The sequence below is a fragment of the Rheinheimera soli genome, from assembly GCF_031457405.1.
Classification (GTDB): Bacteria; Pseudomonadota; Gammaproteobacteria; order Enterobacterales; family Alteromonadaceae; genus Pararheinheimera; species Pararheinheimera soli_A.
The window spans coordinates 14,475-38,533 of record NZ_JAVDWR010000018.1; the positions used below are offsets into that span (position 1 = coordinate 14,475).

Annotated in this window: 24 protein-coding genes and 2 pseudogenes; 17 read left to right on the forward strand and 9 right to left on the reverse strand. The window is 46.4% G+C overall.

The annotated features are described in order from the left end of the window. Positions 1 to 129 precede the first annotated feature (129 nt). Both J2W69_RS17455 and J2W69_RS17460 read left to right on the forward strand, forming a co-directional pair. Positions 130 to 1,053, forward strand: coding sequence for a pseudouridine synthase (locus J2W69_RS17455; protein WP_310280873.1), 924 nt, complete (start codon positions 130 to 132; stop codon positions 1,051 to 1,053). After that, positions 1,053 to 1,412 (forward strand): putative quinol monooxygenase, encoded by a 360-nt coding sequence (locus tag J2W69_RS17460; protein ID WP_310280875.1) that lies wholly within the window; start codon positions 1,053 to 1,055, stop codon positions 1,410 to 1,412. The genes J2W69_RS17455 and J2W69_RS17460 overlap by 1 nt, the downstream gene beginning before the upstream one ends. On the opposite strand, the gene J2W69_RS17465 is transcribed toward J2W69_RS17460, so the two are convergent. Continuing rightward, positions 1,407 to 2,519: a serine hydrolase domain-containing protein gene (locus tag J2W69_RS17465; RefSeq protein ID WP_310280877.1), complete on the reverse strand. Its 1,113-nt coding sequence runs from the start codon at positions 2,517 to 2,519 to the stop codon at positions 1,407 to 1,409. The two genes, J2W69_RS17460 and J2W69_RS17465, sit on opposite strands and share 6 nt — an antisense overlap. 256 nt (positions 2,520 to 2,775) lie before the next feature. Here J2W69_RS17465 and J2W69_RS17470 point away from each other — a divergent pair, with 256 nt between their 5' ends. Continuing rightward, complete coding sequence (locus J2W69_RS17470) at positions 2,776 to 3,069, forward strand: DUF2798 domain-containing protein (protein ID WP_310280879.1); 294 nt, start codon at positions 2,776 to 2,778, stop codon at positions 3,067 to 3,069. 68 nt (positions 3,070 to 3,137) lie between these two features. Here the strand turns inward: J2W69_RS17470 and J2W69_RS17475 are convergent, their stop codons facing one another. From J2W69_RS17475 to cobB, 3 genes and pseudogenes are all read right to left on the reverse strand, one after another. Then, positions 3,138 to 5,141: a PhoX family protein gene (locus J2W69_RS17475; RefSeq protein ID WP_310280881.1), complete on the reverse strand. Its 2,004-nt coding sequence runs from the start codon at positions 5,139 to 5,141 to the stop codon at positions 3,138 to 3,140. Between the two features lie 172 nt (positions 5,142 to 5,313). Continuing rightward, positions 5,314 to 7,272: a multicopper oxidase family protein gene (locus J2W69_RS17480; protein WP_310280883.1), complete on the reverse strand. Its 1,959-nt coding sequence runs from the start codon at positions 7,270 to 7,272 to the stop codon at positions 5,314 to 5,316. A 400-nt stretch (positions 7,273 to 7,672) separates the two neighbouring features. Next, positions 7,673 to 8,367 (reverse strand): annotated as a pseudogene (cobB, locus tag J2W69_RS20665) (Sir2 family NAD+-dependent deacetylase). 108 nt (positions 8,368 to 8,475) lie between these two features. On the opposite strand from cobB, the gene J2W69_RS17495 reads away from it, so the two are divergent. From J2W69_RS17495 to J2W69_RS17545, 12 genes and pseudogenes are all read left to right on the forward strand, one after another. Further along, a complete protein-coding gene (locus J2W69_RS17495; protein WP_310280889.1) occupies positions 8,476 to 8,874 on the forward strand; it encodes an aldo/keto reductase in 399 nt (132 codons plus the stop codon). 376 nt (positions 8,875 to 9,250) lie between these two features. Beyond that, positions 9,251 to 9,400, forward strand: a complete 150-nt coding sequence (locus J2W69_RS17500) for a hypothetical protein (RefSeq protein ID WP_310280891.1) — start codon at positions 9,251 to 9,253, stop codon at positions 9,398 to 9,400. 102 nt (positions 9,401 to 9,502) lie between these two features. Continuing rightward, positions 9,503 to 10,276: pseudogene (locus J2W69_RS20670) on the forward strand (PAS domain-containing protein); the annotation flags it as partial. 117 nt (positions 10,277 to 10,393) lie between these two features. Then, a complete protein-coding gene (locus J2W69_RS20675; protein WP_405047901.1) occupies positions 10,394 to 10,810 on the forward strand; it encodes a methyl-accepting chemotaxis protein in 417 nt (138 codons plus the stop codon). A 147-nt stretch (positions 10,811 to 10,957) separates the two neighbouring features. Further along, positions 10,958 to 11,863, forward strand: coding sequence for a sensor domain-containing protein (locus J2W69_RS17510; RefSeq protein WP_310280894.1), 906 nt, complete (start codon positions 10,958 to 10,960; stop codon positions 11,861 to 11,863). 58 nt (positions 11,864 to 11,921) lie between these two features. Further along, positions 11,922 to 12,521, forward strand: a complete 600-nt coding sequence (locus tag J2W69_RS17515; RefSeq protein ID WP_310280896.1) for a PepSY domain-containing protein — start codon at positions 11,922 to 11,924, stop codon at positions 12,519 to 12,521. A gap of 163 nt (positions 12,522 to 12,684) precedes the next feature. After that, positions 12,685 to 15,039 (forward strand): catecholate siderophore receptor Fiu, encoded by a 2,355-nt coding sequence (locus J2W69_RS17520; RefSeq protein ID WP_310280897.1) that lies wholly within the window; start codon positions 12,685 to 12,687, stop codon positions 15,037 to 15,039. Between the two features lie 45 nt (positions 15,040 to 15,084). Beyond that, positions 15,085 to 15,765 (forward strand): Fe2+-dependent dioxygenase, encoded by a 681-nt coding sequence (locus tag J2W69_RS17525; protein ID WP_310280899.1) that lies wholly within the window; start codon positions 15,085 to 15,087, stop codon positions 15,763 to 15,765. Next, positions 15,762 to 16,436, forward strand: coding sequence for an energy transducer TonB (locus tag J2W69_RS17530; protein WP_310280901.1), 675 nt, complete (start codon positions 15,762 to 15,764; stop codon positions 16,434 to 16,436). The genes J2W69_RS17525 and J2W69_RS17530 overlap by 4 nt, the downstream gene beginning before the upstream one ends. Positions 16,437 to 16,446: 10 nt before the next feature. After that, entirely contained in the window at positions 16,447 to 17,175 is a 729-nt protein-coding gene (locus J2W69_RS17535; protein WP_310280902.1) for a MotA/TolQ/ExbB proton channel family protein, read from the forward strand. Next, on the forward strand, positions 17,176 to 17,589 hold the full coding sequence (locus J2W69_RS17540) for an ExbD/TolR family protein (RefSeq protein ID WP_310280904.1): 414 nt from the start codon (positions 17,176 to 17,178) through the stop codon (positions 17,587 to 17,589). A 147-nt stretch (positions 17,590 to 17,736) separates the two neighbouring features. Further along, positions 17,737 to 18,228 (forward strand): glutathione peroxidase, encoded by a 492-nt coding sequence (locus tag J2W69_RS17545; protein ID WP_310280906.1) that lies wholly within the window; start codon positions 17,737 to 17,739, stop codon positions 18,226 to 18,228. A gap of 167 nt (positions 18,229 to 18,395) precedes the next feature. Here J2W69_RS17545 and J2W69_RS17550 read toward each other — a convergent pair whose 3' ends face one another. Further along, positions 18,396 to 19,361 (reverse strand): glycosyltransferase family 2 protein, encoded by a 966-nt coding sequence (locus J2W69_RS17550; protein WP_310280909.1) that lies wholly within the window; start codon positions 19,359 to 19,361, stop codon positions 18,396 to 18,398. Positions 19,362 to 19,631: 270 nt separating this feature from the next. Between J2W69_RS17550 and J2W69_RS17555 the strand changes: the two genes are divergently transcribed. Both J2W69_RS17555 and J2W69_RS17560 read left to right on the forward strand, forming a co-directional pair. After that, positions 19,632 to 20,507, forward strand: a complete 876-nt coding sequence (locus J2W69_RS17555; RefSeq protein WP_310280911.1) for a DMT family transporter — start codon at positions 19,632 to 19,634, stop codon at positions 20,505 to 20,507. 123 nt (positions 20,508 to 20,630) lie between these two features. Next, a complete protein-coding gene (locus tag J2W69_RS17560) occupies positions 20,631 to 21,848 on the forward strand; it encodes a glycerophosphodiester phosphodiesterase family protein (RefSeq protein ID WP_310280913.1) in 1,218 nt (405 codons plus the stop codon). A gap of 69 nt (positions 21,849 to 21,917) precedes the next feature. On the opposite strand, the gene J2W69_RS17565 is transcribed toward J2W69_RS17560, so the two are convergent. From J2W69_RS17565 to J2W69_RS17580, 4 genes are all read right to left on the reverse strand, one after another. Next, a complete protein-coding gene (locus J2W69_RS17565) occupies positions 21,918 to 22,172 on the reverse strand; it encodes a hypothetical protein (RefSeq protein WP_310280915.1) in 255 nt (84 codons plus the stop codon). Beyond that, entirely contained in the window at positions 22,147 to 22,644 is a 498-nt protein-coding gene (locus tag J2W69_RS17570) for a hypothetical protein (protein ID WP_310280917.1), read from the reverse strand. Before J2W69_RS17570 ends, J2W69_RS17565 begins: the two co-directional genes overlap by 26 nt. A gap of 36 nt (positions 22,645 to 22,680) precedes the next feature. Next, positions 22,681 to 23,004: a DUF883 domain-containing protein gene (locus tag J2W69_RS17575; RefSeq protein WP_310280919.1), complete on the reverse strand. Its 324-nt coding sequence runs from the start codon at positions 23,002 to 23,004 to the stop codon at positions 22,681 to 22,683. A 222-nt stretch (positions 23,005 to 23,226) separates the two neighbouring features. Continuing rightward, on the reverse strand, positions 23,227 to 24,015 hold the full coding sequence (locus J2W69_RS17580; RefSeq protein WP_310280921.1) for an alpha/beta fold hydrolase: 789 nt from the start codon (positions 24,013 to 24,015) through the stop codon (positions 23,227 to 23,229). Positions 24,016 to 24,059: the final 44 nt, after the last annotated feature.

The window sequence follows — 24,059 nt, forward strand, 5'->3', positions numbered from 1 at the left end:
CACATCATTCGATTGCAAAAGACAATAGGTTAAAGCTTATGTTGCCTGGTTTATTCGGCACAAAAAGCTAAAACAGGTTGACTCAAAGCGCCGAATTGTCTTAACTCTGGCCCTCTGACGTGAGGGTATATGAGCAAAGCAACAAAGCCATCTGAAATTACCTTGCCACCCAAAGATTTGGGCTGGGGTACAGTGCTGAATTTTCTGATTGAAAAATTCCATCGTATTGACGCTGCTATCTGGCAACAACGGGTGGCTGATGGCAAAGTTTGTTGGTTTGGTGGCGAAGTCATCAGTGCAAACACTGCCTTTTTACCCAGCCGCAGAGTCTGTTATTACCGTGAGGTTGTGGCTGAGCCTGTGATTCCTTTTGCCCATCAGATTTTGTATCAGGATGAGCATATTATTGTCGCCTGCAAACCGCATTTTTTACCTGTGACGCCTGGTGGTGAATTCGTCAATGAATGCCTGCTGGAGAGAGTGAAGCGCGATACGGGGTTGCACGATGTGGTGGCAGTACACAGGCTGGATAAAGAAACTGCTGGTTTGGTGCTGTTTTCTGTCAATAGCCAAAGCAGGCCTTTGTATTATCAGCTGTTTGCACAAGGGCATATCCGTAAAAGTTATCAGGCGGTGGCCCGGTTATCTGAAGAGCTTCAGCCACTCGAATTACCACAAAGTTGGCAGGTGAAAAACCGGCTGGAAAAATCAACTCCGGCTTTTTTAATGCAACCAGTGGAAGGAGACGTGAATGCGTTTTCCAGCCTGACTCTGGTGGAGAAACACGCTGAACTTGGATTATTTGAACTGTGCCCCCATACAGGAAAAACCCACCAGCTAAGGTTGCATATGCTGTCTGTGGGTTGCCCTATTTTATTTGATAAATATTACCCGGAGTTGCTGCCAAAGCAGCAGACGGATTTTGCCGAACCACTGCAATTATTGGCAAAACGCTTAAGTTTTGTTGATCCGGCAACAGGTCTGGATCATCAGTTTGAATCAACCCGCCAGTTGCAAAGCTGGCCTGTTAGTACCGAATCGAAGGAAAACTAATGTCTAAAAAAGTGTATTGCATCGCTCAATTTTTACCAAAACCAGGCAAAGAAGCTGAACTTTTTAAAGTGCTGCAAGGTTTAGAGGCCAATACCTTGCGTGAAGATGGTTGTCTGCAATACAGAGTGACCCGTCATATTTCAAGCCCTTTTGCCGAAGGAAAAAGTTTTCCAATTGTCTTTAATGAAATCTGGACTGATATCCAAAGTTTTGAAGCCCATTGTCAGCGGAATGAAATTAAAGACTTTTTCCAGACCTGGTGTCTTGCGGAAACAGGCTTAGCTCAGGACTGGAATGTCTGTATCTACAGCGACGAGCCGGAAAATTTTGACGCGCCAAAGTTAAGTTACGCTCTATAAGGCTGATGTCAGAACTTGTTGCAGCAACTGCATACCTTGTTGCTGCTGTTGAGTGCTGGTGCCTGAACTATGGTTTTGTAATAGCACCAGCGTCAGGTTTTTCTCCGGCAGAGTCAAAATAAACTGCCCACCAAAACCCCAGGCCAGTTGTGCCTGTTGTCCTGAGATGTTGCCCAACCACCATAAATAACCGTAGTTTGTCAGGTTCAGGTTGCTGAGTTGGTTCCTCGCTGTGCTGTGTGGGCTGGCTGCCAGTTGTAACCAGTTAGCAGGAATAAGCTGCTGCTGTTGCCAGCGTCCTTGTTGCTGCAACAATAAACCAATTTTAGCCAGGTCCCGCGCTCTGATGGTTAAACCTGCTCCGCCGTTTATGTATCCGTCCTCAAGTAATTCCCAGCCCACGTTGGAGATCCCCAATGGGTCGAATAACTCCTGTTGTGCATAATCAGAAGTCGACATCGCTGTCGCTTTTTGCAAGATCACTGACAATAAATGTACTGCTGCTGAGTTGTAGTTAAAACTGGTGCCAGCCACGCTACTCATCGTTCGTTGCAGTACATAACGAGTCGGATCTGCCGACAGTACCCAGTTGTTATAACCAGCAGTGGTGCTTTCATCCCAGCTAATGCCTGACGTCATAGTTAATAAATGCCGGATCCGGATATCCGCTTTGTCAGTCAATAAAGTCGCATAGTCGTCACTCAGAAAATCAGTGATAGGTTGTTCGACACTTTGAATATGGCCTTGTGAGATGGCTTTACCAATCAACAACATCATCACAGTTTTGGTGACAGAACGGGTTTGTAATAAATCGGAGCCAGTTTTGCCATGGTAGTAGGCTTCTCCGACTAATAAACCATTACGTACTACAACCATGGCATACAGAGAGGCTAAGTTTTGCCCGTCCTGAAACGCCTGGTTCAAAGTGGTTCTGTTAAAGTGTTCTGCTTCGGCTGTACTGCTTTGCCAGCTATTGCCTGCTGTTACTTCCCATACGACTCTGTTACCTGTTGGAGGAGAGATAGTGGGGGTTGTATTGTCTGATGAGCCACCGCCACAACCTGATAGCAGCACCAGAGCGAAGATGTTCAATACAGCTTTAAACATAAAGATACTCCAGTTGTGGTTGGTGAGGGCTGGTTCATCAGAGGCGTGAACAGGATCAGTATGACAAAGTTCACAGACACAGAAAAACTGTAGCAGGCAGAATTGCAGTCGTCATAACAGTTTTATGCAGCTTGCTTTGCCGGATGCGCTGAAGCCTATTGCGAATAGAGCCGCGATAAAATTAAAACGACCGAAACTGCCTTGTGTTTTTATGTTTTAGTCGCAAATTCATAGTTTAGGGTTGGGGAAAGATAAAGTGAGTCTTTATCATAACGGCTTCTTTAGTTGTCTGGCCCTGATGATGTCAAAACCTGTATTTAAGAAACTACCTGCCCGCTCTATGGCTTATGTAATGCCGCTGATTTTATCCATTATTATGAGCTGCATTGTGTCTTTGATCAGCACCTTAAAAAGTACCGGCTTGGGCGGCTTTGAGCCGAACATCTGGTTAGCAGCCTGGGCTTTATCCTGGGTGGTGGCTTATCCGGTGTTGTTGCTGATTTTACCGCTGGTGCGAAAACTAACCAGTTTTATTGTTGAAACACCTTAAGTCCGCAAGTCCCCCTGAAGCGCATAAAAAAGCCGGTTTTTACACCGGCTTTGTGTGTTTAAAGCGGATTAAGAACCTATTACGCCACCATCATCTTTGGTGACAATCACAGTCGCTGAACGTGGTCTGCTGCTGCCGTCGTTCGCCGGCCAGTTGCTGGTAAACTGGTTTGGCGTGGAGCGATCGCCAGGATGTTGAATATTCACAAACATGGTTTTTAAATCTGGTGTAAAGGCTAAACCTGTGACTTCACAATCAACAGGGCCGACCAGAAAACGTTTGATGCTACGAGTGACAGGGTCAGCCACCAGCATCTGGTTGTTACCAAAAGGGCCTGTACCTTGCTGAGAACCGCTCATATCAGTTTGGATCCACAGCAAACCATTGGCGCTGAAACATAAGCCATCCGGGCTTGCCATATGATTATCAGCTGTCAGTGTTAGCTCAGTACCTGGAGTGGTTGTGCCAACATCGCCTGCCAGCAGAAAAATATCCCAGTTAAAACTTAAGCCTGAAGTTGCTGCATTTTCTTTCCAGCGCACAATATGGCCAGTGGCGTTATTGGCGCGTGGGTTCACGGCATCGACCTGCTCTGGCTTACGGGCTGTGTTGTTGGTCAGGGTAAAATAGACTTCACCCGTCGTTGGATGCACTGCCCCCCATTCAGGTCTGTCCATTTTCGTTGCACCGGCAATATCAGCAGCCAGACGAGTGTTTAACAAAATGTCGGCCTGACTGTCGAAGCTGACACCAGCAGCAGCGGCTTTGCTCATCAGAGTTTCGTTATTGATATCCAAAGCCAGCCATTCGCCTGAGCCGTCGGCGTTAAATTTAGCCACATACAAAGTACCGTCATTCAATAAATGACCGCCAGCCGTGGCTTTAAAGTACGACGCTTTGGAGACATATTTGTAGATGTATTCAAAAGTAGAGTCGTCACCTGAATAGACTGTGATAGGCTGACCTTCCACCACAGGGCCAAAAATGACGCCTTCGTGGCCAAAACGACCTAAAGCTGTGCGTTTTTGTGGCACGCTGTCCGGATTAAATGGGTCAATTTCTACTATCCAGCCAAAAGTATTGGGCTCGTTACGGTAATCTTCAGTGGCGTCGGCTCGCAGACTGGTTGCATTAAAGCGCTGGTACTGATCGGCATCTGAGTCAGCAGTTTCCCAGTAATAACGACCATTTCTGCTGCCTACGCCATAACGTCTGTGTTCACGAGGTTGGGTCGCATCGGCATTCATAAAATAACCAGCCCAGTTTTCTTCGCAGGTTAAATAAGTGCCCCAGGGGGTAAAACCATTACCACAGTTATTTAAAGTACCGCGAGTGCGGGTGCCGTCCTGGCTGTATTTAGTCACCACTTTGGCATCGCCACGCACAGGTCCTGTGATATCCATAGGCGTTGCGCCTGTGATACGGCGGTTTAGCGGGCTGCCTTGCACCAGTTGGAACTGGCCTTGTGCATCTTTTTTGATATGAGCCACAGTCACACCATGGGCTGCTACTTCTTTACGAACTTCATCAGCAGGGCGGGGCAAACCTGTTGGACCTATAGGGTGTAATACATTGGCATCTAAATATTCATGGTTAAATACCAGTACACCTTCGTTGCTGTTTTGGTTGCTACTGCGCGCATCTAAAGGGAAAAAATGCATACCATCGTGGTGAGCGCCCACTTGCTGTTCCATATCGGCACCTGTGTTGCTGCCGTCAGCCAGATAAGCTGGGTAACTCCCCGAGACTGGTGTGCCCATAGGTAAAAAAGCGCGGGCTGTGTAGCCTGTTGGCACTGTAATATCATCCAGGCGATTCGCTGCGATAGCAGCGAAACCTAATAACACAGGCGCAGGTTCTGGTTTTATGCCAACAGGGCCTGTGACTGGTTCAGCGGTATCACTGCTGCAGCCGACTAAAGCTGTGCCCATAATGGTGGCTATGGCTGCACCTAAAGAGCCTTTTAAGAAACTGCGGCGTGAGGCCAGTACGGACTGAAAATCAGGGTTATCGGAAAAGTTAGTTTGTGGATCTATACCCGAATTATCAATCTGGAAGTTTTTGTTCTGCATTTTGACTCCGATGTCGGTTGAATTAGAAATCTGCCGCGACATTAGAGCTGTTGTTTGTTTCAGTAAGATTACTTTTTGTTAATGAAATGAAGGCTGGTATTTAACTTTAAAGGTAAAAGCGACTGAACGCAGGAAAAACGCGGTGTAAGCTGATTACACCGCGTTCCGGTTTTTAATGATGGCCCTTACTGGCGCCACCACTGCCGTCCGGCAAACTGATCCGCACATTTTGCATCATGCCCTGATCTTCATGATCCAGAATATGACAATGCAACACAAAGTCACCTATATAACGCTGATACTTAGTCCGGACTATCACTTTATAAGATTTCCCCATGGCATTTTTAATCCATAGTGTGTCTTTCCATTTTCCTTTCATGCCTCTGTATTGTGGATCGGGGAATTTTTTGCTGGTGTCAAAATCATCCACTGCATCCTCTGCGCTGACATCTTTGCCATTCGGATCCAGCACTGCGACCACCTGAAACGGGTTGACGTGAATATGAAACGGATGGCTGGCCAGTTTGGACGTTAAGATCCACTCGTCGATGTTGCCTAAAATCAACTCCCGGTCAATACGGCCAGGCTGATAAGGCTCGCCATTGATTTCGAAGCGGATAGGATCTGTGTTGGTATCGATATTAAACTCCAGCAACTGCTTATTTTCTGTTTCAGGCAGATCCTGATGTGGCACAAAATTACTCAGCTTCAGGCCCGCCTGCAAGTCGGTAATCACAGCACTTTGCATATCCGGGCTGATATTAATTTTTGCGCTTTGAATGAGTTGCTGACCAATAGTTGAAGTGACTGGTCCTGAAACTGCTTCTACCTGCACTATGCCCAACAATTGCGGCTGTGAAGGCGTTTGATCCACATTGGCTGAAGCTGCTGCTGCATCGTCAATCACGCAGTATTGGCCGCCTTCAGGAAACATCATCAAAGTGTCCCAGCGATAACCAGGTTGAAGCACAGTCACTTCAGTGGAGTCAATTTCGGCCAGTGTTAAACCATCTGCAGCGATTTGATGTTGGGGTACCAGGGCACCAGTACAGGATTTTTGCAGTAATTTTTGCTCATCAGCAGCAGACACCTGGCCTTGTAATGGTGAGCCTGTTAATTTCACTACTTTTAAATTGATACTGTCGCGTACACCGGCATGCACCATACGCCAGCGTTCAATCTGGCCCGCTTTGGCATCCGCAAAAAAGGGCTGAACTGCACCATTAATACTGGTGTAACGGCCTGATTTACTCCAGCCGCCCGGGCCAAAACCATCGTAATTCAGTATTTCACCTACATCACCCGGATCGCAAATATAAGCGCCATTGGCATCTGTTTTCAGCACTGGTTTTTGCCCTGGTGTTTTGGTGTAACAGCCATATTGAATTTGCTGAAACACCATAGTGCGTTCTTTAAAGCTTTGGTTGGCGGAACTGGTTAACAGCAGATCGATGTCGCCAGTGCGGCTTTTGGTGGGCTGACGAGTGCCCTGAATAATTAATGCGCCAGCCATACCACTTGCCACCTGAATAGCAGTAGATCCATGACGATGCGGGTGATACCAGAAAGTGCCAGCCGGATGGTCTGCCGGAATATTGTATTCGTATTGAAAAGACACTCCGGGATTGATAGAAATCAGCACGTTATCGCTGTTACCCGCCGGATTAATCCACAAGCCATGGGTATGCATATTGGTGCCATTAAAGCAGTGGGGATCATTCACGCCCTGACTGTGACTGATGCAACTGGGATCCGGATCCAGTTTGTTGTGTAAAGTGGCTCTGATGGTTTCTCCCGGAAAAACCCGAAGAGTAGGAGCCACAAAAGGTGCTTTGGGATCAACCTTACTGCCTTGATAGCTGCGTAAATTCACTTGATCCCAACTACTGGTAGTGGGGTTCCACAACTGACTGCGAGTGAGCATAACGTTCCAGTCCAGGCTTGCTTCATCTGGTTGTGGTGCTCCGGCTTGTTGTTGAGCTTTGGTCAACAGCGGCAGGATTGCTCTTTTTATTTCTAATAAAGGCGGGTCCTGCAAAGGGCGGGGTTGTTCAGCCAGCAGCATAAAGCTGCAGACTGTGGCCCCTGTCAGGGCAAAACGGACGGCATGGCGAAGAATAGGGTCTGACATAAAATCTCCTGTGTAAAATTTAATACCATAATGGCCAGAGAGTTCCGGCTGTTGTCTGATGTTCAGGGGGACTGGCTGGTGCTGTTTCCAGCCGGATTAGACCTGTAGTGATACCACCCGGTCTGTTGGTGTTGTGCAAAGCGCAGAGCATACAAAATCCTTTTTGTGACAGATGATCCCTGATCCTGAGCAAAACCTACTGAGGATGTGATTTTTCTGGATCAGATACAGAACAATAGTCCCTTTTTTCGATAAATCAACTGCGAATAAAGTTATTTCAGTACAGATGGGCTGAAGGCAGAATGAGAAAAACAGAGTTGCGATAGGGCTGCTGAGCCTGGTCCGGCAGTGAAAAAATGTTTTTAAAGCGGCTATTTGGCAGTGAATAGTCAGCTATTTGTCAGCTAAGAGTGTCCAGATAAACTGGTACTATTTTAGCGGCAGGGCCATAATAACCTTCGGCAAAATCACCACGGCTGGCTTCCATATTCAGCTCAACTGTATGAGCACCCGCATGCGCTGCTATTTGCACAAAACCTGCTGCAGGATACACCTGTCCTGAAGTGCCAATGGACATAAATAAATCGGCTTGCATCAGTGCATCTGTGCATTGCTCCATCTGATAAGGCATTTCACCAAACCAGACAATGTCGGGCCTGAGTGGCTGTGGAGTTTTGCAGCAGTGGCATAAATCTGTGGCTGCTACATCTTTTAACCAGCTTTGATTTTTGCCTGACAGAGGGCATTTTACTTTTTGCAACTGGCCGTGCATTGCAATGACCCCGCTCTTTGATGCAGGTTATCCACATTTTGTGTGATCAATAAAAAATTGCCGCCTTTGGCTTTATGCTGCTGTTCAAATTGCGCCAACGCCAGATGAGCGGCATTGGGTTTTAATTTGGGGTCTAACAGTTGAGCACGGCGTTGATTATAAAACTGCTGCACCAGGGCCGGATTTCGGGCATAACCTTCAGGTGTAGCCACATCCTCTATCTGATGGTTTTCCCATAAACCGTTGTGATCACGAAAGGTTCTAATACCGGACTCCGCCGATATGCCAGCTCCGGTCAGCACTACTATGTTGTTAAATCGCATAAATAAAAGCCTTTGTTGCTGTCAGTGCAAAAATGTTTGTCTGTGGCTTTGCTTATTTTGAAGATTAGTCAGGTATATGCTACTGCCAACTTTAACGGAGAACCAGACATGAACACTACTCCTAAAAACATTATTCCTGTATTAGGCGCTGGTACTTTTCGCTTAAAAGGGAAAGATGCCTATCAATCGGTAAACACTGCCGTAGAGCTGGACTACCGCCATATCGGCACAGCTCAGATTTACGGCAATGAGCAGGATGTCGGCCGCGCTATCCGCGACAGTGGTATAAAAGCCCGTGAGCTTTTTGTTACGGCCAAGATATGGACTGAGTTTTTAAGCAAAAACAAACTCACAGCCATTCTGGAACAAAGCCTGGAAAAATTACAGCTGGATAAAGTGGATTTAACTTTAGTGCACTGGCCTTTGCCGGATGAAGTACCAGTGCAGTCATATGTTGAAGCTTTGGCCGAAGCAAATAAGCAAAAACTAACCCGGCTTTGGCCGTGAACCTTACCTCAGAGAAGATGACTCAACTGGCCAGTCTGGACAGGGATGAGCGTCTGGCAAATCCGGATTTTTCAACTGCATGAGATTAGTGGATCCGTAAGCGTGACTCTACTGAGTTGCACCCAGACCTGACACCGAACTATTTTCCTGTAAAACCGCTCTCCTGCACGCAACAACATACTTTGCTGAGTGTTGGATACCCATCACTGGCCGATCCCTGGCCACTTTCTTGCCGCAGACACTTCAGGCAAATGCTATTTCTCTGCGTTGATTCTTTTTGAGCTCCATGCTTAATCGGATTATTTTGTTGGTATCGGAACTGGCTTGGAGATAGGAACGGATTGAATTCTGTTGCTGAGCAGCATAGGTTCGGGCCATGACGATTCTTCATCAGATAGTTGTGGTGAATGGGTTTATCACTTTTATCGTTTTTATTGATTTTTCGCTTTTGCCTTGTTATTGTGCCGCTAAGGATGTTGTTACAGGCTATTTACTCATTTGTTGTATCGCTATTGCCTGTTTTTAAGGTTCAGGGGAATCAGGACAGAAAGCGTAAGTGAGTTTACAGATGCAGAAGCAGGCTCTGACTTATGTATCAAAGTGTGATGTCAATACAACGGGGTGACCTATGATTTTTAGCCGTAAAACGAAACAACTGATAGAAAACTTAACAACTCGCGTGACTATAGCCGACGCCGATCTGGGGGCTATTGAACAGTATTTAGCAGTGATCGAGTTTAGCCCCGATGGTAATGTGCTGAAAAGTAATGCCTTGTTTAACACCATGATGCGAGTGCAGGCAGATGCCATCATAGGTCAGCATCACAGTAAGTTTTGTAGCAAAGATTATGTAAATTCCCGTGAATACAGTCAGTTCTGGCAGAGTTTAAAGAATGGTGATTGTTTTGACGGCCAGTTTCAACGGATCCGCGGTGATGGCCAGATTGCTTGGTTGGAAGCGACTTATTTCCCAGTCAGGAATAGCAACGGCGTCGTAGAAAAAGTTATTAAAATTGCATCTGACGTCACGGCATCTAAAACTGAACTGGATACAAAAAATGCGGTTTATGATGCTATTAATCGCTCTATGGCTGTGATCCATTTTGATCCACAAGGCAACGTGCTTGAAGCAAATGCAAATTTCCTGCAAGCCATGCGTTACAAAGCAGCGGAAATCACAGGACGCCATCATCGTATATTTTGTGATGATGAGTTTTATCAGGCCAATCCAAAATTTTGGCTTGAATTGGCTGCGGGTCAGCATAAATCTGGCCGTTTCAAGCGTTTTACCAAAGAAGGTCAGGTGATTTGGATTGAAGCAACCTATAACCCTATTTTTGACAACAACGGCAATGTAGTGCGGGTTATTAAATTTGCCTCAGATGTAACCCTCTCTGTGAATAAAGAGCAGGCAGTCCGTCATGCTGCCGATATGGCGGGTAACACATCCGAAGAAACTTCAGTCATTGTGGCAACCGGGGCCGAAAAATTACAAGAAACAGTCAGTGTCACCAACGCTATGGTAAAAAAAATAAGCAGAGCCCATCAGCAAGCTGAAACTCTGACGTCCCATGCAAAAAATATTGGCGTCATTGTCAGCACCATAAGGGCTATCGCAGAACAAACAAACCTGCTGGCCTTAAATGCAGCCATAGAAGCTGCCCGGGCTGGTGATATGGGGCGGGGTTTTGCTGTTGTAGCCGATGAGGTTCGGAATCTCGCTTCCAGAACAGCCAATTCAACCAGTGAAATAGCGACTGTGATTTCTTCTACACAGCAAACTGTTGAAGCCATGATGACGGTAATCACAGATGTAAATCAATCTGCTCAGCAGGTGAATGATCGTATCAGCGAGGTTGAAGATGTGATGTCAGATATTAAAGCCGGTGCAGATAATGTGGTGTGTCAGATCTCTAATGTTATTTTAACTTCGTAGACAGTGTTGCCTGAAATTGGGATGACTTCGGGTAATGTGTTGCAGCGACACAGTAAAGAGTGGCAGGATGTAAAAGTGATAAGTTTGAAAGCTGGAGCTCATGGTGAGCTCCTCGCGATTATCCGAGCTTCTATTTACAGGTAGGATATGTCAAGCCCCTCGTTAGGTTCGTTAAGTGACTATATTGATCAATTGCTTGAAGCTATTTGTGTGGTGGATGCCAATGGCCATTTTTTGTATCTGAGTTCAGGCTGTGAGCGGATTTTTGGTTATAAAAGTGCTGAAATGATTGGCCGGCCTATGATTGAATTAGTACATCCGGATGACAGAGAACGTACTTTATTAGCCGCCAGCGAAATTATGGCGGGCGATCAGAAAATCGATTTTGAAAACCGTTATATCCGCAAAGATGGTCAGATTGCTTATATTCAGTGGTCGGCCCGCTGGTCTGAAGATCAAAAAGTGCGGGTGGCCGTGGCCCGCGATATTACCAAACATAAACAACTGTTAGAGCAGTTGCAGCATATTGCCTTTTACGATCCGCTGACTCAATTACCCAACAGAGCTTTATTCGACGACAGGCTGCAGCAGTCATTAGCCCGTGCCAGGCGTGAGCAGGGCATGCTGGCTTTATGTTTTGTTGACCTGGATAAATTTAAAGAGGTCAATGACCAGCTTGGTCATGCTGCTGGTGATTTGTGTTTAAAAAAAGTAGCAGAACTTTTATTGTTTTCAGTGCGTGAAGCAGACACTGTGGCCCGGCTGGGTGGGGATGAGTTTGTTATTGTGATGGATGCGGTGACGGATCAGGCGGCAGTGTTAAGCGCTTTACAAAGCCTGCAGACTAAACTTCAGCAACCGTTTTTATTTGAACATCAGCCTCTGCAATTATCCGCCAGTATTGGTATCGCATTTTTTCCGCAGCATGGTCAGGATCAAGCCAGCTTGTTGGCGGCGGCCGACAGGGCTATGTACAGAGCCAAACATGCAGGCGGCAATCAGCTCTGTTGTGCCACAGAGCTGCTGGATCCAGCGGGCAAGAATTTCGGATAATTTTACTCTTATTGCTGTTAAACTTTTGTTTTTCCAACGAGTTTGAGTGTTGTGTTTTATGTCATTACCGCGTCGTCTTCACCGTTTTTTAGGCTGGTGTTTAATTTTGCCATTTTGTATCTGGGCTTTCACTGGCCTGGTGTTTTTTATTAAACCAGGTTATCAGGCTGCTTTTTCTTATCTGACCGTTAAAACTTACCCCATCAGCGCTAAAGTTCAGATCCACCCACAACCCGATTGGCAGGAAATTAAACTGCTGCAAAGCGTGTTGGGTATGCATCTGTTGGTCAAACAATCGGATGGTTGGCAGCAGTTGAACCCGCAAGACTTCACAGTCCGTCCCCAGCCTGCAGATGATGAAATGCAATTACTGCTTCAGGATGCAATCAGCGTCGATCCTCAGCGTTATGGCGAACAACTGCTAAAAACAGATCAAGGGTATGTGACAGATACAGGGGTACAAATTCAACTGAACTGGGCCAGCCTAAGTCTGTCGCAACAAGGTAAAGATACTGAGTTAATTAACAATTTATACAAAGCTCATTACCTGCAATGGATAGGGAATAAAAGTCTGGATCAGGTATTGGGTGTGCTTGGATTGTTCCTGCTGCTACTCACCACAGTGCTGGGTATCAGGTTGTTGATCCGCCGTCGTTAAAGGCTTTTTTATGCTTTTATAGCAGTGGGTGATAAAAAGGTTCCATCTGAATGAAAACAGTTTGCAAATAAGAATGATTCTCGATAGCATGCGCAGCAGGATCAGCGCCGATGCCTTCATTTCTTTTTGTTAACACTGTATTTTCATAGAAGGACTTTATTCGATGGCTTTTATCACCGCTAAAAAACATCAGCAGGTGGCTCGTTTTAATACCACTTTGTTAGCTTCAGCTTTTGCGTTGGCCTTACCTGCCACCTCAGTTGCTGAACAACAAAACTCCGGTGCTGTATCGCAACAAGACACTCAACTGGATGCTGTGGTTGTTACTGCAGATACAATAGACGCAAAATACAAAGTAGAAAAAGTAAGTTCTACCAAGCAGACACAGGCTTTGGTGAATACACCACAAACTCTGGTGGTGGTGAAAAAGGAGCTGTTCCAGCAACAGGCTGCTACTACTTTGTCCGACACTTTACGCAATACACCAGGCATCACCATGTTAATGGGGGAAAATGGCAATACCGCCACTGGCGATTCCATTTTTATGCGTGGTTTTGATACGCAGGGCAGTATCTTTGTCGATAGTATCCGCGATTTAGGCACCATCAGCCGCGATACTTTTAATACCGAACAAGTGGAAATTGCCAAAGGCCCTGCCGGTGCAGATAACGGCCGTGGTACATCTTCTGGTTATATCAACCTGGCGAGTAAACAAGCCAGTCTGGATGAGTTCACCACAGGTAATCTGGTGTTAGGATCGGGTTCCCACAAAAGAGCCACATTGGATATGAATCGTCAATTGTCAGACAGTTCTGCCTTGCGGGTGAATCTGCTGGCACAGGATTCAGGTGTGGCTGACCGTGACGAAGTGGAAGACAACAGAGTGGGTATAGCAACCTCTTTGGCTTTAGGTCTGGGCACTGCAACCCGCACTTATTTAAACCTGTTTCATCTGGAACAGAACAACCTGCCAGACGGTGGCCTGACAACTGCTGGGCTGGAAGGCTATTACAATGCGGCTTTTGATGCGGATCCAAGCACAAACTTCCCAAACGGAGGCCCAAATGCAGGTAAAGCTTTGCCTCCTGTGGACACCAGCAATTTTTATGGCTCTACAAATGACTTTGACGATGTCAAAGCCACTATGGTGACGGCTAAATTTGAGCATGATCTAAGTGATACAACCACTATCCGAAATACCTCACGTTTTGGTCAGTCAACTCAGGACTATCTGCTGACAGGTGTGAATGCTATTACCACCACAACAGGTACTGGTGTTGCCGCTGTTGCTATCCCTGATCCTGCCAACTGGGTTATAGCCCGCAGCCGTCAGGGGAAAGATCAGCAAAACCAGATCTTAACGAACCAAACCCAGTTAAATACCTCGTTGGAACTGGCAGGGCTGACACATGATATCAGCTCAGGGGTTGAGTTTATTTACGAAAGTCAGCGTAACAAAACTCTGGCTTTACCAGCTGGAACCACTCAGGTGGTGGCTAACTTATACAATCCAAGCACAGAGGATGCTTTTGTAAATCCGGTTCATACCGGTGCCAGCACTGATGGCAGCACCCTGACTTCGGGTTTGTACCTTTTAGATACCATTCATTTAAACGAGCAATGGCAGTTAAACGCCAGTGCCCGTTTAGATCATTACAAAACAAAAACCGACACTGTCACTATTCAGGGCACTTCAACACCACAAACTATCCCTGTAGGAACCAGGCTGGGGGCATCTGTTGACGCTTCTGACAATCTGGCCAGTTACAAACTGGGCGCTTTGTACAAACCTGCAGCTAATGGCAGTCTGTATTTATCTTACGCTACCAGTCAGTTACCACCGGGGGGCGCTAATTTCACCTTAAGTGCTGCAGCCAACAACATCAACAACCCCAATCTGGACCCACAAAAAGGCACCAATCTGGAGTTTGGCACTAAGTGGGATCTGCTGGATAACAAACTGGCCGTGACTGCCGCAGTGTTTGAAAGCACCAACAAAAACGAAATAGCGACAGACCCGGATGGCACTGCCTCGCAAGTGGGTGAGCGTCAGGTCCGGGGTATCGAGTTGGGAATGGTGGGGGCTATTACATCAGCCTGGCATATCAGTGCCGGCGCAGCTTACATGGACACTGAGATTACCCGCGGTAATCGGGCCGGTAACAGCCCGACAGATGGTGGTGTGATCCAGTGGACTCCTGAAATTACCTTTACCTTATGGAACACCTATGAACTGCCAATGGGCCTTACCTTAGGGGGTGGTGTGCGTTATGTCGATACTGTGGTTCGTTCCAGCAGCACCACCTTAAATCTGGCAAAAACAGCTGTGGTTGAAATGCCGGATTATTGGGTGGTGGATGCAATGGCTTCGTACCCCTTGACCCCTTATGTGGATTTGCAGCTGAACGTCTACAACCTGCTGGACGAAAAGTACATAGCCAAGTTGAATAACGGCGGATCGCGTTATTTTGCCGGCACTCCTCGTTCGTTCCGTTTAGGCGTAAATGTACAGTTCTAAAATAAAAAGGGGCCTCTTGATTGAGGCCCTTTACAGGATCTTTGTATGTTAATTCATATTCCGGATTTACTAAGCAAAGCTCAGGTGACTGAGTTCAGGCAGCTACTTGATGCCGCAGACTGGACAGACGGCCGTGTTACTGTTGGGCCACAAGGTGCTTTGGTGAAGCAAAATAAACAGTTAGCTGTCGAATCACCACTGGCCAAACAACTGGGGGCTGTGATACTGCAAGCTTTGTATCAGCATCCTCTTTTTATGGCTGCGGCTATTCCGCTTCGCACAGTGCCGCCGTTATTTAACAGCTATCAGGGCGGTGAGCATTATGGCTTGCATGTAGATGGCGCTATTCGTGGTTTACCAGGATCAGGCCTGAGTTTAAGAACTGATTTGTCTTCAACTTTGTTTTTATCTGAACCTGAAGACTATCAGGGCGGGGAGTTACAGATCACGGACACTTTTGGTGTGCATGAGATCAAACTACCAGCGGGAGATTTGATTTTATATCCGTCCAGCAGTTTGCATCAGGTATTACCCGTCACCAGTGGTGAGCGGGTCTGCAGTTTTTTCTGGACTCAAAGCATGGTGCGTAACGATCAACAGCGTTCTATGTTGTTTGAACTGGATCAGACCATTCAACAGTTGCGGGCTCAGCACGGGGACAGCAGTCAGCTCCTGGCACTGACCGGGCATTATCATAACTTAGTGCGTTTATGGGCCGAGCTGTGAAAGGATCTTCCCTGTTGTTTTTGCTGGTGCTGATGGTGCATCTGACTTTAGTGACTGCAGCCGTGACTCTGGCAACTGAACCACAAGCTAAAACGGTGGAAAAAGCCATTGAAGGCGTGATTATTTCTGCTCCTGTAGTACCAGTGCCTGACAAGCCAAAATCCAGGCCTGTTGTACCTGAAAAGGTGAAAAATCCGAAGCCAATACCAGCGAAACATAAAAAAGCTGAAGCTAAAAAAGCAGTGGCGAAACCCAAAACTGCGCCGGTCAAAGCTGCACCAGTGGCAGAGGCTTCTCCCACTGCCGTCAGTGCGCCAGAACCTGTGGCACAAGTAGCACAAACCAAAGCAGTGCCTGAAACTCCGGCACCTGAACCCCAAGCCAGTCCACCTGTGGCTTCCGCCAACAAAGCTGTGAATAAAGCACCACTTTATCCGATGTTGTCGCGCCGTCTGAAAGAACAGGGCACTGTGTATTTACAGGTACTGGTACTGAAAAACGGCAAAGTAGGGCAGTTAAAGCTGAAACAAAGTTCGGGCTTTTCCAGACTGGATCAGTCGGCCTTAAATACGGTACGCAGCTGGACTTACCAACCCGCTTTGAAACTGGGACAGCCGATAGATTTCTGGTTTGTGCAGCCTGTGGTTTTTAACTTAAATTCAATTCATTAGAGAGTTCATTATGCAAGAAAATCCCTATGGTATTGCCGCACTCTGGGCCCAGGGTGACTTTGTTATTAAAGCCGTGGCCGTGATGCTGTTGTTGATGTCCGTCGCCAGTTGGACTGTGATTGTGATCCGGGCCATCAGTTTATGGCGCTTAAAACGTATCAGCAGAGCCAGCAATGATTTCTGGCATGCCCATAGTTTTGCTGAAGGGCTGCGGATTTTAAGTTCGGCCGACTCCGCAACAGGGCCTATGAATCCGTTCCGCTACATGGCCGACGAAGGTCAGGCCGCTTTGGAGCATCATCAAAGTCATCAACAAGATTTACATGGTAACTTACCTTTGACGGAGTGGCTGGTTTCCTGTTTAAGGGGGGCTATAGATGAAAGTGCTGAGCAGATGCAAAAAGGCTTGGCCATTTTGGCTTCTGTAGGCTCTACTGCACCTTTTGTTGGTTTATTTGGCACTGTCTGGGGCATTTATCATGCGCTGGTAGGTATAGGTGTATCCGGTCAGGCCAGCATAGATAAAGTAGCAGGCCCTGTAGGTGAAGCGCTGATCATGACGGCTTTTGGTCTGGCTGTGGCCATTCCGGCTGTGCTGGGTTACAACGCTTTGCAACGTGGTAATAAAGAAGTGCTGAATAAAATGCAGCGTTTTGCCCATCAGTTACACGCTTACTTTCTGACTGGGGCAGCCCCCAAAAGCAGCAGAGTGGTGGTGCCATTAAAGGAGGCTAAGTAGATGGCTTTTGGTGGTGGTTTAGACTCAGACAACGAAGTGATGAGCGAAATTAATATGACGCCACTGGTGGACGTGATGCTGGTGTTGCTGATTATTTTTATTATCACAGTGCCAGTGATCACTCACAGCGTGAAGGTCGATTTACCACGTGTCAGCAATGAAAAACAGGAAATTAAACCTCAAACTGTCATTTTAACAGTCAAAGCCGATGGCGCTGTATTTTGGGACGATCAGCCCATTGATGCTGCTCAGCTGCAGCTAAAGCTGGCGCAACAGGCACAACAGCAGCCACAACCTGAAGTTCATATTCGGGGGGACAAAGCTGCCCCTTATGAGCATGTGCTGAAAACTATGGCTACTGTGCAGCAATCGGGTTTGTTGAAGTTAGGCTTCATCAGCGAACCGGCCAGCTAACCGGGCTGTTTCGCTGTTCGGTTTTTTGCATCAGTTGCATCGATAAAATTAAATTGCATGCAATTTAATTGTTAGGCATTATGTTTTTACTTTCAGCACACAGAGCACTGAAACCCTGAAAAAACGGCAACCCCAGAGGAGCATATGATGCCAAACCCAATTTTTGATTTAGCTATGACCAACATCAAAGGCCAGCCAGTGCAGTTAAAAGACTACCAGGGCAAAGTGCTGTTGGTTGTGAATACCGCCAGCAAATGTGGTTTTACGCCGCAATACAAAGGTCTGGAAGAGTTGTATCAAAAGTACAAAGATCAGGGACTGGAAATTTTAGGTTTTCCATGCAACCAGTTTGGCAAGCAAGAGCAGGGCAATGAAACTGAAATCAGTGAGTTTTGTGAACTGAACTATGGTGTGTCTTTTCCAATGTTCGCTAAAGTGGATGTCAACGGCCCGGACGCTTCGCCTTTATTTAAAAACCTGAAACAACAAAAACCTGGGTTGTTAGGTTCTGAATCTATCAAGTGGAACTTCACTAAATTTCTGATTGGCCGTGATGGGAAAGCGATTTTACGGGCTGCACCACTGACCAAACCTCAGGATCTGGAAGCCGAAATTCAGCAGGCGTTAGCAGCGAAATAAGCAGTGGGAACCTATGCGAAATCAAGGGGCGACCTTTATGGTCGCCCGTCCAGTTTTCCAAGCTGTTCAGTCTTACGACAAGAACGCAGCAGACAGACTGTGGACTTGTTTTGCTTTATGTACCTTGATATAAAATAATAAAAGCCCAACTTTGCTGCTCTCTGCCCCTATCCGCTTTTAATTCTTTCCCAGCGGAAGAAAAATGGTGCAAAAGCCAGATTTAATTTTTTTCGTACTGAGAAATGTGGTGACCACCAAAACTGATAGATCAGTGTTTTCAGCTGTTGAGCAAGTTGGTCAGGAAAGCTTTGTTGATTTTTGTTGTTTAGCTGCAATTTGTACAATAAATGAGCCAGATGAAGCAGCAGTATATGGCGCAGAAGTTCTGGCAGTGCAGGGTAAGAGTTTTTTAACTGAACCTCGTTAAAAAAACTCTGTAACTGCTGCTGATGTTGTACTTTTACGTTAAAAGAAGCACTGGCGCTATGCACGCGGTAACCATACAGCGGCAAACGCAAATGATAAATATGTTGTGCTGCCTCATATAAAGAAGGCATAGACATTAAATCCTCACAAAAGGCAATGCCCGCTGGAAACTGAAAGTCAGGTGCCATTTTCCTGCGATATACCCTCAGCCAAGGAAACCAGCGACTGGCTTTGTACACTTCGGTAATAGCTTTATTTTTTAATAGCCAACCTGCGTTACGATGCAAATAACGTGGTTTGGCATGGGTCAAATCAAATGTTTCCTTAAAACCTTTATAACCCAATTCGATTAAATCAGGCTTGTGCTGCTGGATCACGCTCAGTAGCTGACTGATGTAACCGGGCAGCAGTAAGTCGTCCGCATCAATAAAACCAATGTATTCTCCAGTCGCATGTTTTATCCCCTGATTTCTGGCGACACTGACACCACTGTTTTGTTGACTCAACAATAGGTAACTTTGTGGTATCGCTGAAGTTCCTATATGCCGTTGTGCCAACTCAAGGCTACCGTCAGTGGCACCATCACAGATCAGGACTACCTGTATTGCCTCTGTCAGCTGTACTTCAATAGAGTGAAGTAGCTGAGCAAAATAGTTGGCGGCATTGTAAAAAGGCACGATAAGAGATAACAAAGGACCTGATTGCATACTAGGCTACCCATAGGCTGAAAATGGAGGAAATGCGAGTCTATCAGCAGGCTGGGGGGCTCAGAATATGGGGTAACAGTTAGTTACTAAGCTGTTAAGTCCTCTTACATTCTGATGCTTTTTGTGACAAAACCAGAAGCGGTTTCAGTAGTGCAATTTCTGGAATCACAGTGTTTCCGCAGCAGGCCTAATATTTGCCGTTTTTGCACTTGCTTTAGTCTGAAGATTTTTGAACACTAGCCCGCTGTTTTCTTCCTTAATCAGGTAGTTATGAAAAGTCTGCTTCATCCTGCGGTCGATCAGCCGACTAAAGGGATTTTGTGTATGTTGCTGGCCGTGGGCATGTTTTGCGCTATGGATGCCTGTATGAAACAGCTGACGCAGTATTATGCTCCTATGCAGATCACCAGTTTGCGTGCATTGTTTGCCTGGCCCTTAATAGTCATCTGGTTGGTCACAACCAACAGAGTGCAGCATTTACTGAATTCGCGCTGGTCTTTGCATCTGTTCAGAGCTGTGCTTGGCATAGTGATGTTGTCCGCTTTTGTTTATGCCATTCAGACTTTGTCGCTGGCCGATGCTTATGCCATCTTTTTTGCAGCCCCACTGTTAATCACCGCTATGTCAGTTTGGTTTTTAGGTGAACATGTGCAGCTGCGTCAATGGGTTGCTATAAGCATTGGTATGCTGGCTGTGCTTTTTATGCTTAAACCTGAAGGTGACCAACTACTGAGTTTAGGCGCGCTGGCTGCTTTGGTTTCTGCGCTTTGTTACGCCATTTCCGCTATTACAGTTCGGGTATTATCCCGCACCGACAATAGCGGCAATATGGTATTTTGGCTGATGACTATGATTGGCCTCGGGGCAGGTGCTTTAGCTTATCCACAGTGGGTGTCGATCTCTTTGGATCACCTGTGGTTATTAGCGCTGATGGGGTTAAGTGGTGCTATAGGTCAGGTGTTTATTACTGAGGCTTTTCGTTTAGCGCCAGCTTCAGTGATCGCGCCTTTTGAATACACAGCACTGGTGTGGGGTTTAGGCTTTGATATCCTGCTTTGGCAGTTATTTCCGGGTTTATCTATGTTGATTGGTGCTGGAGTGATTATGGCTTGTGGACTGTATTTATGGGTACAGGAACGTCGTTGATCTAACCTTTGTGGTACAGCTTTGAACACCAGACGGGCAGGGCAGCCCAGCCTTTGCATTTTGTGTCATGCTATTGTCATTCTGTGGTTTTAGTATGAAGTTTTTGCAAAAGGTGTGAATAATATGCTGATTAAAAAAGGTTTTTCTCTGCTGCCTCTGAGCTTGTTGTCTGTCACTATGCTATCTGGTGTTGCTATAGCCGCTGATGCTTGTGCTACTGCTCCTTTGGTCATCGCCCACAGAGGTGCCAGTGGTCACTTACCTGAACATACGCTGGAGGCCTACCAACTTGCTATGCGGATGGGGGCTGATTTTATTGAACCCGATTTAGTACCGACCAAAGACGGCGTACTGATCAGTCGCCATGAAAATGATTTAACTCATACCACTAATGTTGCTGTATTGCCGCAATTTGCCGATCGAAAAACCACCAAACGTATTGATGGCATTCCGATCACAGGCTGGTTTAGTGAAGATTTTACTCTGGCTGAAATAAAGCAGTTGAAAGCCCGCGAACCTTTACCTGCACTACGGCCTCAGGGAGTGGAACAGAACGATAAGTTAGCTATTGCTACTCTGGCAGAGATTGTCAGTCTTGTGACGCAGTTTGAAGCAGATACAGGCCGTAAAGTGGGGCTTTATATTGAAACCAAACACCCGACTTATTTTCGGTATGAAGGAAAAACTGCAACAGGAACACCTATAGCGCTGGATATCAGCAAAATGCTGGTACAGCAATTAAAACAGCTGCGATTTACTGATCCAGGCCGGGTATTTATTCAATCCTTTGAAGTGCAGAACTTGCTGGAGCTTAAAACGCAGTGGATGCCGGATCTAAAGCTTCAACTGCCGCTGATCCAGCTGATTGGTGATACAGACAAAGCGTATTTACCACCAAAAGACAGTTTTTCTGTGCCTTATGACGTGTTTTATCATCAGCAACAAAACGCTGATTTAGCTGCCATTTATAAAGACAACAGCAGCTTTTTAGCCGCATTGCCTAAACCTCTGGATTATTCGGTTTTACTGAACGACAAAGGTTTGAACTTTATGCATAGCTATGCCGCTGGTATTGGCCCATGGCGCAGCAGTATGTATCAGAAACACAGCCTGGATTTAAAGCCTTTTGTCAAAGCGGCCCGGCAGCAGGGCTTAAAGGTACACCCTTATACCTTCAGAGCTGAAGCGAATTATTTAATGCCCAAAGATGACAAAACCAGATTCAGTTATAACGAAGAACTGCAGGCCCTGTTTAAGCAAGGTATAGATGGGCTTTTTACCGATTATCCGGATTTAGCTTTGGAACAACGCGCCTTGTTCCAGCAAAGCTGTAAGCTTTAGCCGGTGCTGGCAAAGGAGTGTTGTGGCTGGCTTTCCTTTAGTTCAGAGCAGGTACAGACCAGCTCTGAACTAACCAATCAGCCTGGTGATCCAGCGAAAGCCCACCAGGCTACGCATCATTTTCACCGCGCTGTTGTGTCGAAGCTGAAACAGGCAACCAGCGCAAAAACTCAGCATTAAACCCGGTGTTGAACCAATAAAACTAAGGCTTACTTCTGATAATTGCTGTTTTCTTATCAGCAGTAATTGCTGCTCTAGCTGGCTTTGTGCTGTCAGCTCAGTCAGCTTCTGTTGCTGCTTAGTCAGTAGCCGTTGGATCAGCATCTGTGTTTTCCTTCTGTGGCCTGAACAATAGCAATTGCAATTGCCGCCAGGTATTTGAAAAGCCTGCTTGTGACAGCACATAAGCTAAACTGCGCCAACACCAGAACAATAGGGCAAACTGCAACAGCAGCAAAGCCGTGGCTGTCATTGCGACTGAACTGCTTAGTTGAAACAGCACATAACCCAGCACAGCCAAAATACTGCCCCAGAGTAAAATCATGCCTGCACCAAAACACACGACTAAAGCCGCGGCAATGGTCAGACTGCGGCCTGTGAGCTGCCATTCCGCCGCTGCTATTTGCCCGGTCAGTTTTAGTTGGCTGGTATAAGCTTGTTTGACTGAATGGCCAAGCGCAGCTATTTCAGCCAGTTGATCCAAAGCCTGCTCTGCCGATTTAGTCAGGGCAGCCTGAGTGGATACAGGCTGCCCTGGTTGTTCTGCAGCTGCTTCAGAGCTTTCACTAGGTTGCATAAATCCGCCTTGGTTGGTACTGCGTCAGTAACGGCTTTATTTGCCGCGTAGCAAAGCGGTTAACAATACACCAGCAGCAAAGGCGATACCTGCAGCGGCCAGTGGGTTTTGCACTGCAAACTCACGGGTTTTACTGTAGGACAGCTGTAGTTGCTGCGTAATTTCTTCTTGTTTATGAGCCAGCGTTTCCTGAGAGCTGGCCGCTGTTTTACGTAATGTGTCTTCAGCTACTGCAGCTTTTTCTGCCACTGCGTCTACTGCATGATGTGCAGCTTCAATAGCTTTTTCTGTAATAGGTGAATTTAACGCACTGTTGCTTTTACTTGTTGCTTGCTCTGTTGCACTTTGTGAAGTGGCCATAATAAATCTCCTTGGTGAACACTGTGAAATACAGCAATGACTGCACTTTGCATCTTACTCTTTGCGTTTTACTTTTACGTTTAAATTAGAGCATGGGTTGTGCCAAATTGATATATATCAATAAAAACAGTGTTTTATCTGTTTTTTTGTTCAGCGAGCCTCCAGCCTGGCTGTAGAAGTTACCCGTTGCTGGTAATTTTTACACAACAGTTCCCCATAGGTTCAAGGCCCTGTAGAAGCGTTTATATTCTCACTCAGCCATTGTTTTATGTAGCGGCTAAGTAAAGCAGGTTGCTCTAAGGGCAACATATGGCCAGAACCTGCAATGGCATGAAAAACAACCTGGCTGTCTTGCTGATGAAGTTTCTGACTGCTCTGCATAAAATCCTGCATCCAGTGGGTATTGATCAGCGGGTCCTGTTCACTGTACACAAAACAAAGCGGCTGCGTCAGCTTGAGTAGTTCATCTTTCAGATCCCTGCGCTCTGAGGTCACACCCAACTGGGCTTTTAACGCATGCTCGCCAAGTTCTGCATCCATCTGGCGGATGATGTTCACTATATGTTGCAGTGCATCAGGGCTTAGCTTAGCGCTGTCCACTAAGGCTTCTGCTTTTTTCTGGCTGATGCCTTTGTAACCAAATTTTTGTATCAGTTGTATGTTTTGCTGGCGGGACTCTTGTTCTTCTGAGCTCAACGGGCAAGGGCTATTCGATATCAAAATCAAAGCTGCCACTTTTTCCGGATAACGCAGCGTTAATAATGCAGCTAAATAAGCACCTAAAGAAAATCCGAGTAAGACTGATTTGTGGGCGGGCAAAGCCGGGGCTAACTGTTCCACCAGATGTTCCGGATCTGCCCCTGAAGGAATAGGCAAATGCTCCAGTTCGTAGTTGCTAAGGTAAGGGGCAAGCTCAGACCAGAGCCTGGCGTTACATAGAGTACCGGGTATTAAATACAGTTTGGTTTTCATAGGGTCAGGCTTTTGACTACGACCATGGTCGACCAGCATAAAAGAAGTCCGGCCAAATACCAAACTATTGGTTTCTTAAAAGA

Excerpts from the sequence above, each read along its gene's own strand:
- J2W69_RS17460 (WP_310280875.1), top strand. The coding sequence starts at position 1,053 with ATGTCTAAAAAAGTGTATTGCATCGCTCAATTTTTACCAAAACCAGGC.
- J2W69_RS17540 (WP_310280904.1), top strand. The coding sequence starts at position 17,176 with ATGGCTTTTGGTGGTGGTTTAGACTCAGACAACGAAGTGATGAGCGAA.
- J2W69_RS17475 (WP_310280881.1), bottom strand. The coding sequence starts at position 5,141 with ATGCAGAACAAAAACTTCCAGATTGATAATTCGGGTATAGATCCACAA.
- J2W69_RS17515 (WP_310280896.1), top strand. The coding sequence starts at position 11,922 with ATGTCATTACCGCGTCGTCTTCACCGTTTTTTAGGCTGGTGTTTAATT.
- J2W69_RS17520 (WP_310280897.1), top strand. The coding sequence starts at position 12,685 with ATGGCTTTTATCACCGCTAAAAAACATCAGCAGGTGGCTCGTTTTAAT.
- J2W69_RS17565 (WP_310280915.1), bottom strand. The coding sequence starts at position 22,172 with ATGCTGATCCAACGGCTACTGACTAAGCAGCAACAGAAGCTGACTGAG.
- J2W69_RS17535 (WP_310280902.1), top strand. The coding sequence starts at position 16,447 with ATGCAAGAAAATCCCTATGGTATTGCCGCACTCTGGGCCCAGGGTGAC.
- J2W69_RS17575 (WP_310280919.1), bottom strand. The coding sequence starts at position 23,004 with ATGGCCACTTCACAAAGTGCAACAGAGCAAGCAACAAGTAAAAGCAAC.
- J2W69_RS17555 (WP_310280911.1), top strand. The coding sequence starts at position 19,632 with ATGAAAAGTCTGCTTCATCCTGCGGTCGATCAGCCGACTAAAGGGATT.
- J2W69_RS17545 (WP_310280906.1), top strand. The coding sequence starts at position 17,737 with ATGCCAAACCCAATTTTTGATTTAGCTATGACCAACATCAAAGGCCAG.
- J2W69_RS17465 (WP_310280877.1), bottom strand. The coding sequence starts at position 2,519 with ATGTTTAAAGCTGTATTGAACATCTTCGCTCTGGTGCTGCTATCAGGT.
- J2W69_RS17570 (WP_310280917.1), bottom strand. The coding sequence starts at position 22,644 with ATGCAACCTAGTGAAAGCTCTGAAGCAGCTGCAGAACAACCAGGGCAG.
- J2W69_RS17495 (WP_310280889.1), top strand. The coding sequence starts at position 8,476 with ATGAACACTACTCCTAAAAACATTATTCCTGTATTAGGCGCTGGTACT.
- J2W69_RS17500 (WP_310280891.1), top strand. The coding sequence starts at position 9,251 with ATGACGATTCTTCATCAGATAGTTGTGGTGAATGGGTTTATCACTTTT.
- J2W69_RS17510 (WP_310280894.1), top strand. The coding sequence starts at position 10,958 with ATGTCAAGCCCCTCGTTAGGTTCGTTAAGTGACTATATTGATCAATTG.
- J2W69_RS17525 (WP_310280899.1), top strand. The coding sequence starts at position 15,085 with ATGTTAATTCATATTCCGGATTTACTAAGCAAAGCTCAGGTGACTGAG.
- J2W69_RS17560 (WP_310280913.1), top strand. The coding sequence starts at position 20,631 with ATGCTGATTAAAAAAGGTTTTTCTCTGCTGCCTCTGAGCTTGTTGTCT.
- J2W69_RS17455 (WP_310280873.1), top strand. The coding sequence starts at position 130 with ATGAGCAAAGCAACAAAGCCATCTGAAATTACCTTGCCACCCAAAGAT.
- J2W69_RS17580 (WP_310280921.1), bottom strand. The coding sequence starts at position 24,015 with ATGCTGGTCGACCATGGTCGTAGTCAAAAGCCTGACCCTATGAAAACC.
- J2W69_RS17480 (WP_310280883.1), bottom strand. The coding sequence starts at position 7,272 with ATGTCAGACCCTATTCTTCGCCATGCCGTCCGTTTTGCCCTGACAGGG.
- J2W69_RS20675 (WP_405047901.1), top strand. The coding sequence starts at position 10,394 with ATGGTAAAAAAAATAAGCAGAGCCCATCAGCAAGCTGAAACTCTGACG.
- J2W69_RS17550 (WP_310280909.1), bottom strand. The coding sequence starts at position 19,361 with ATGCAATCAGGTCCTTTGTTATCTCTTATCGTGCCTTTTTACAATGCC.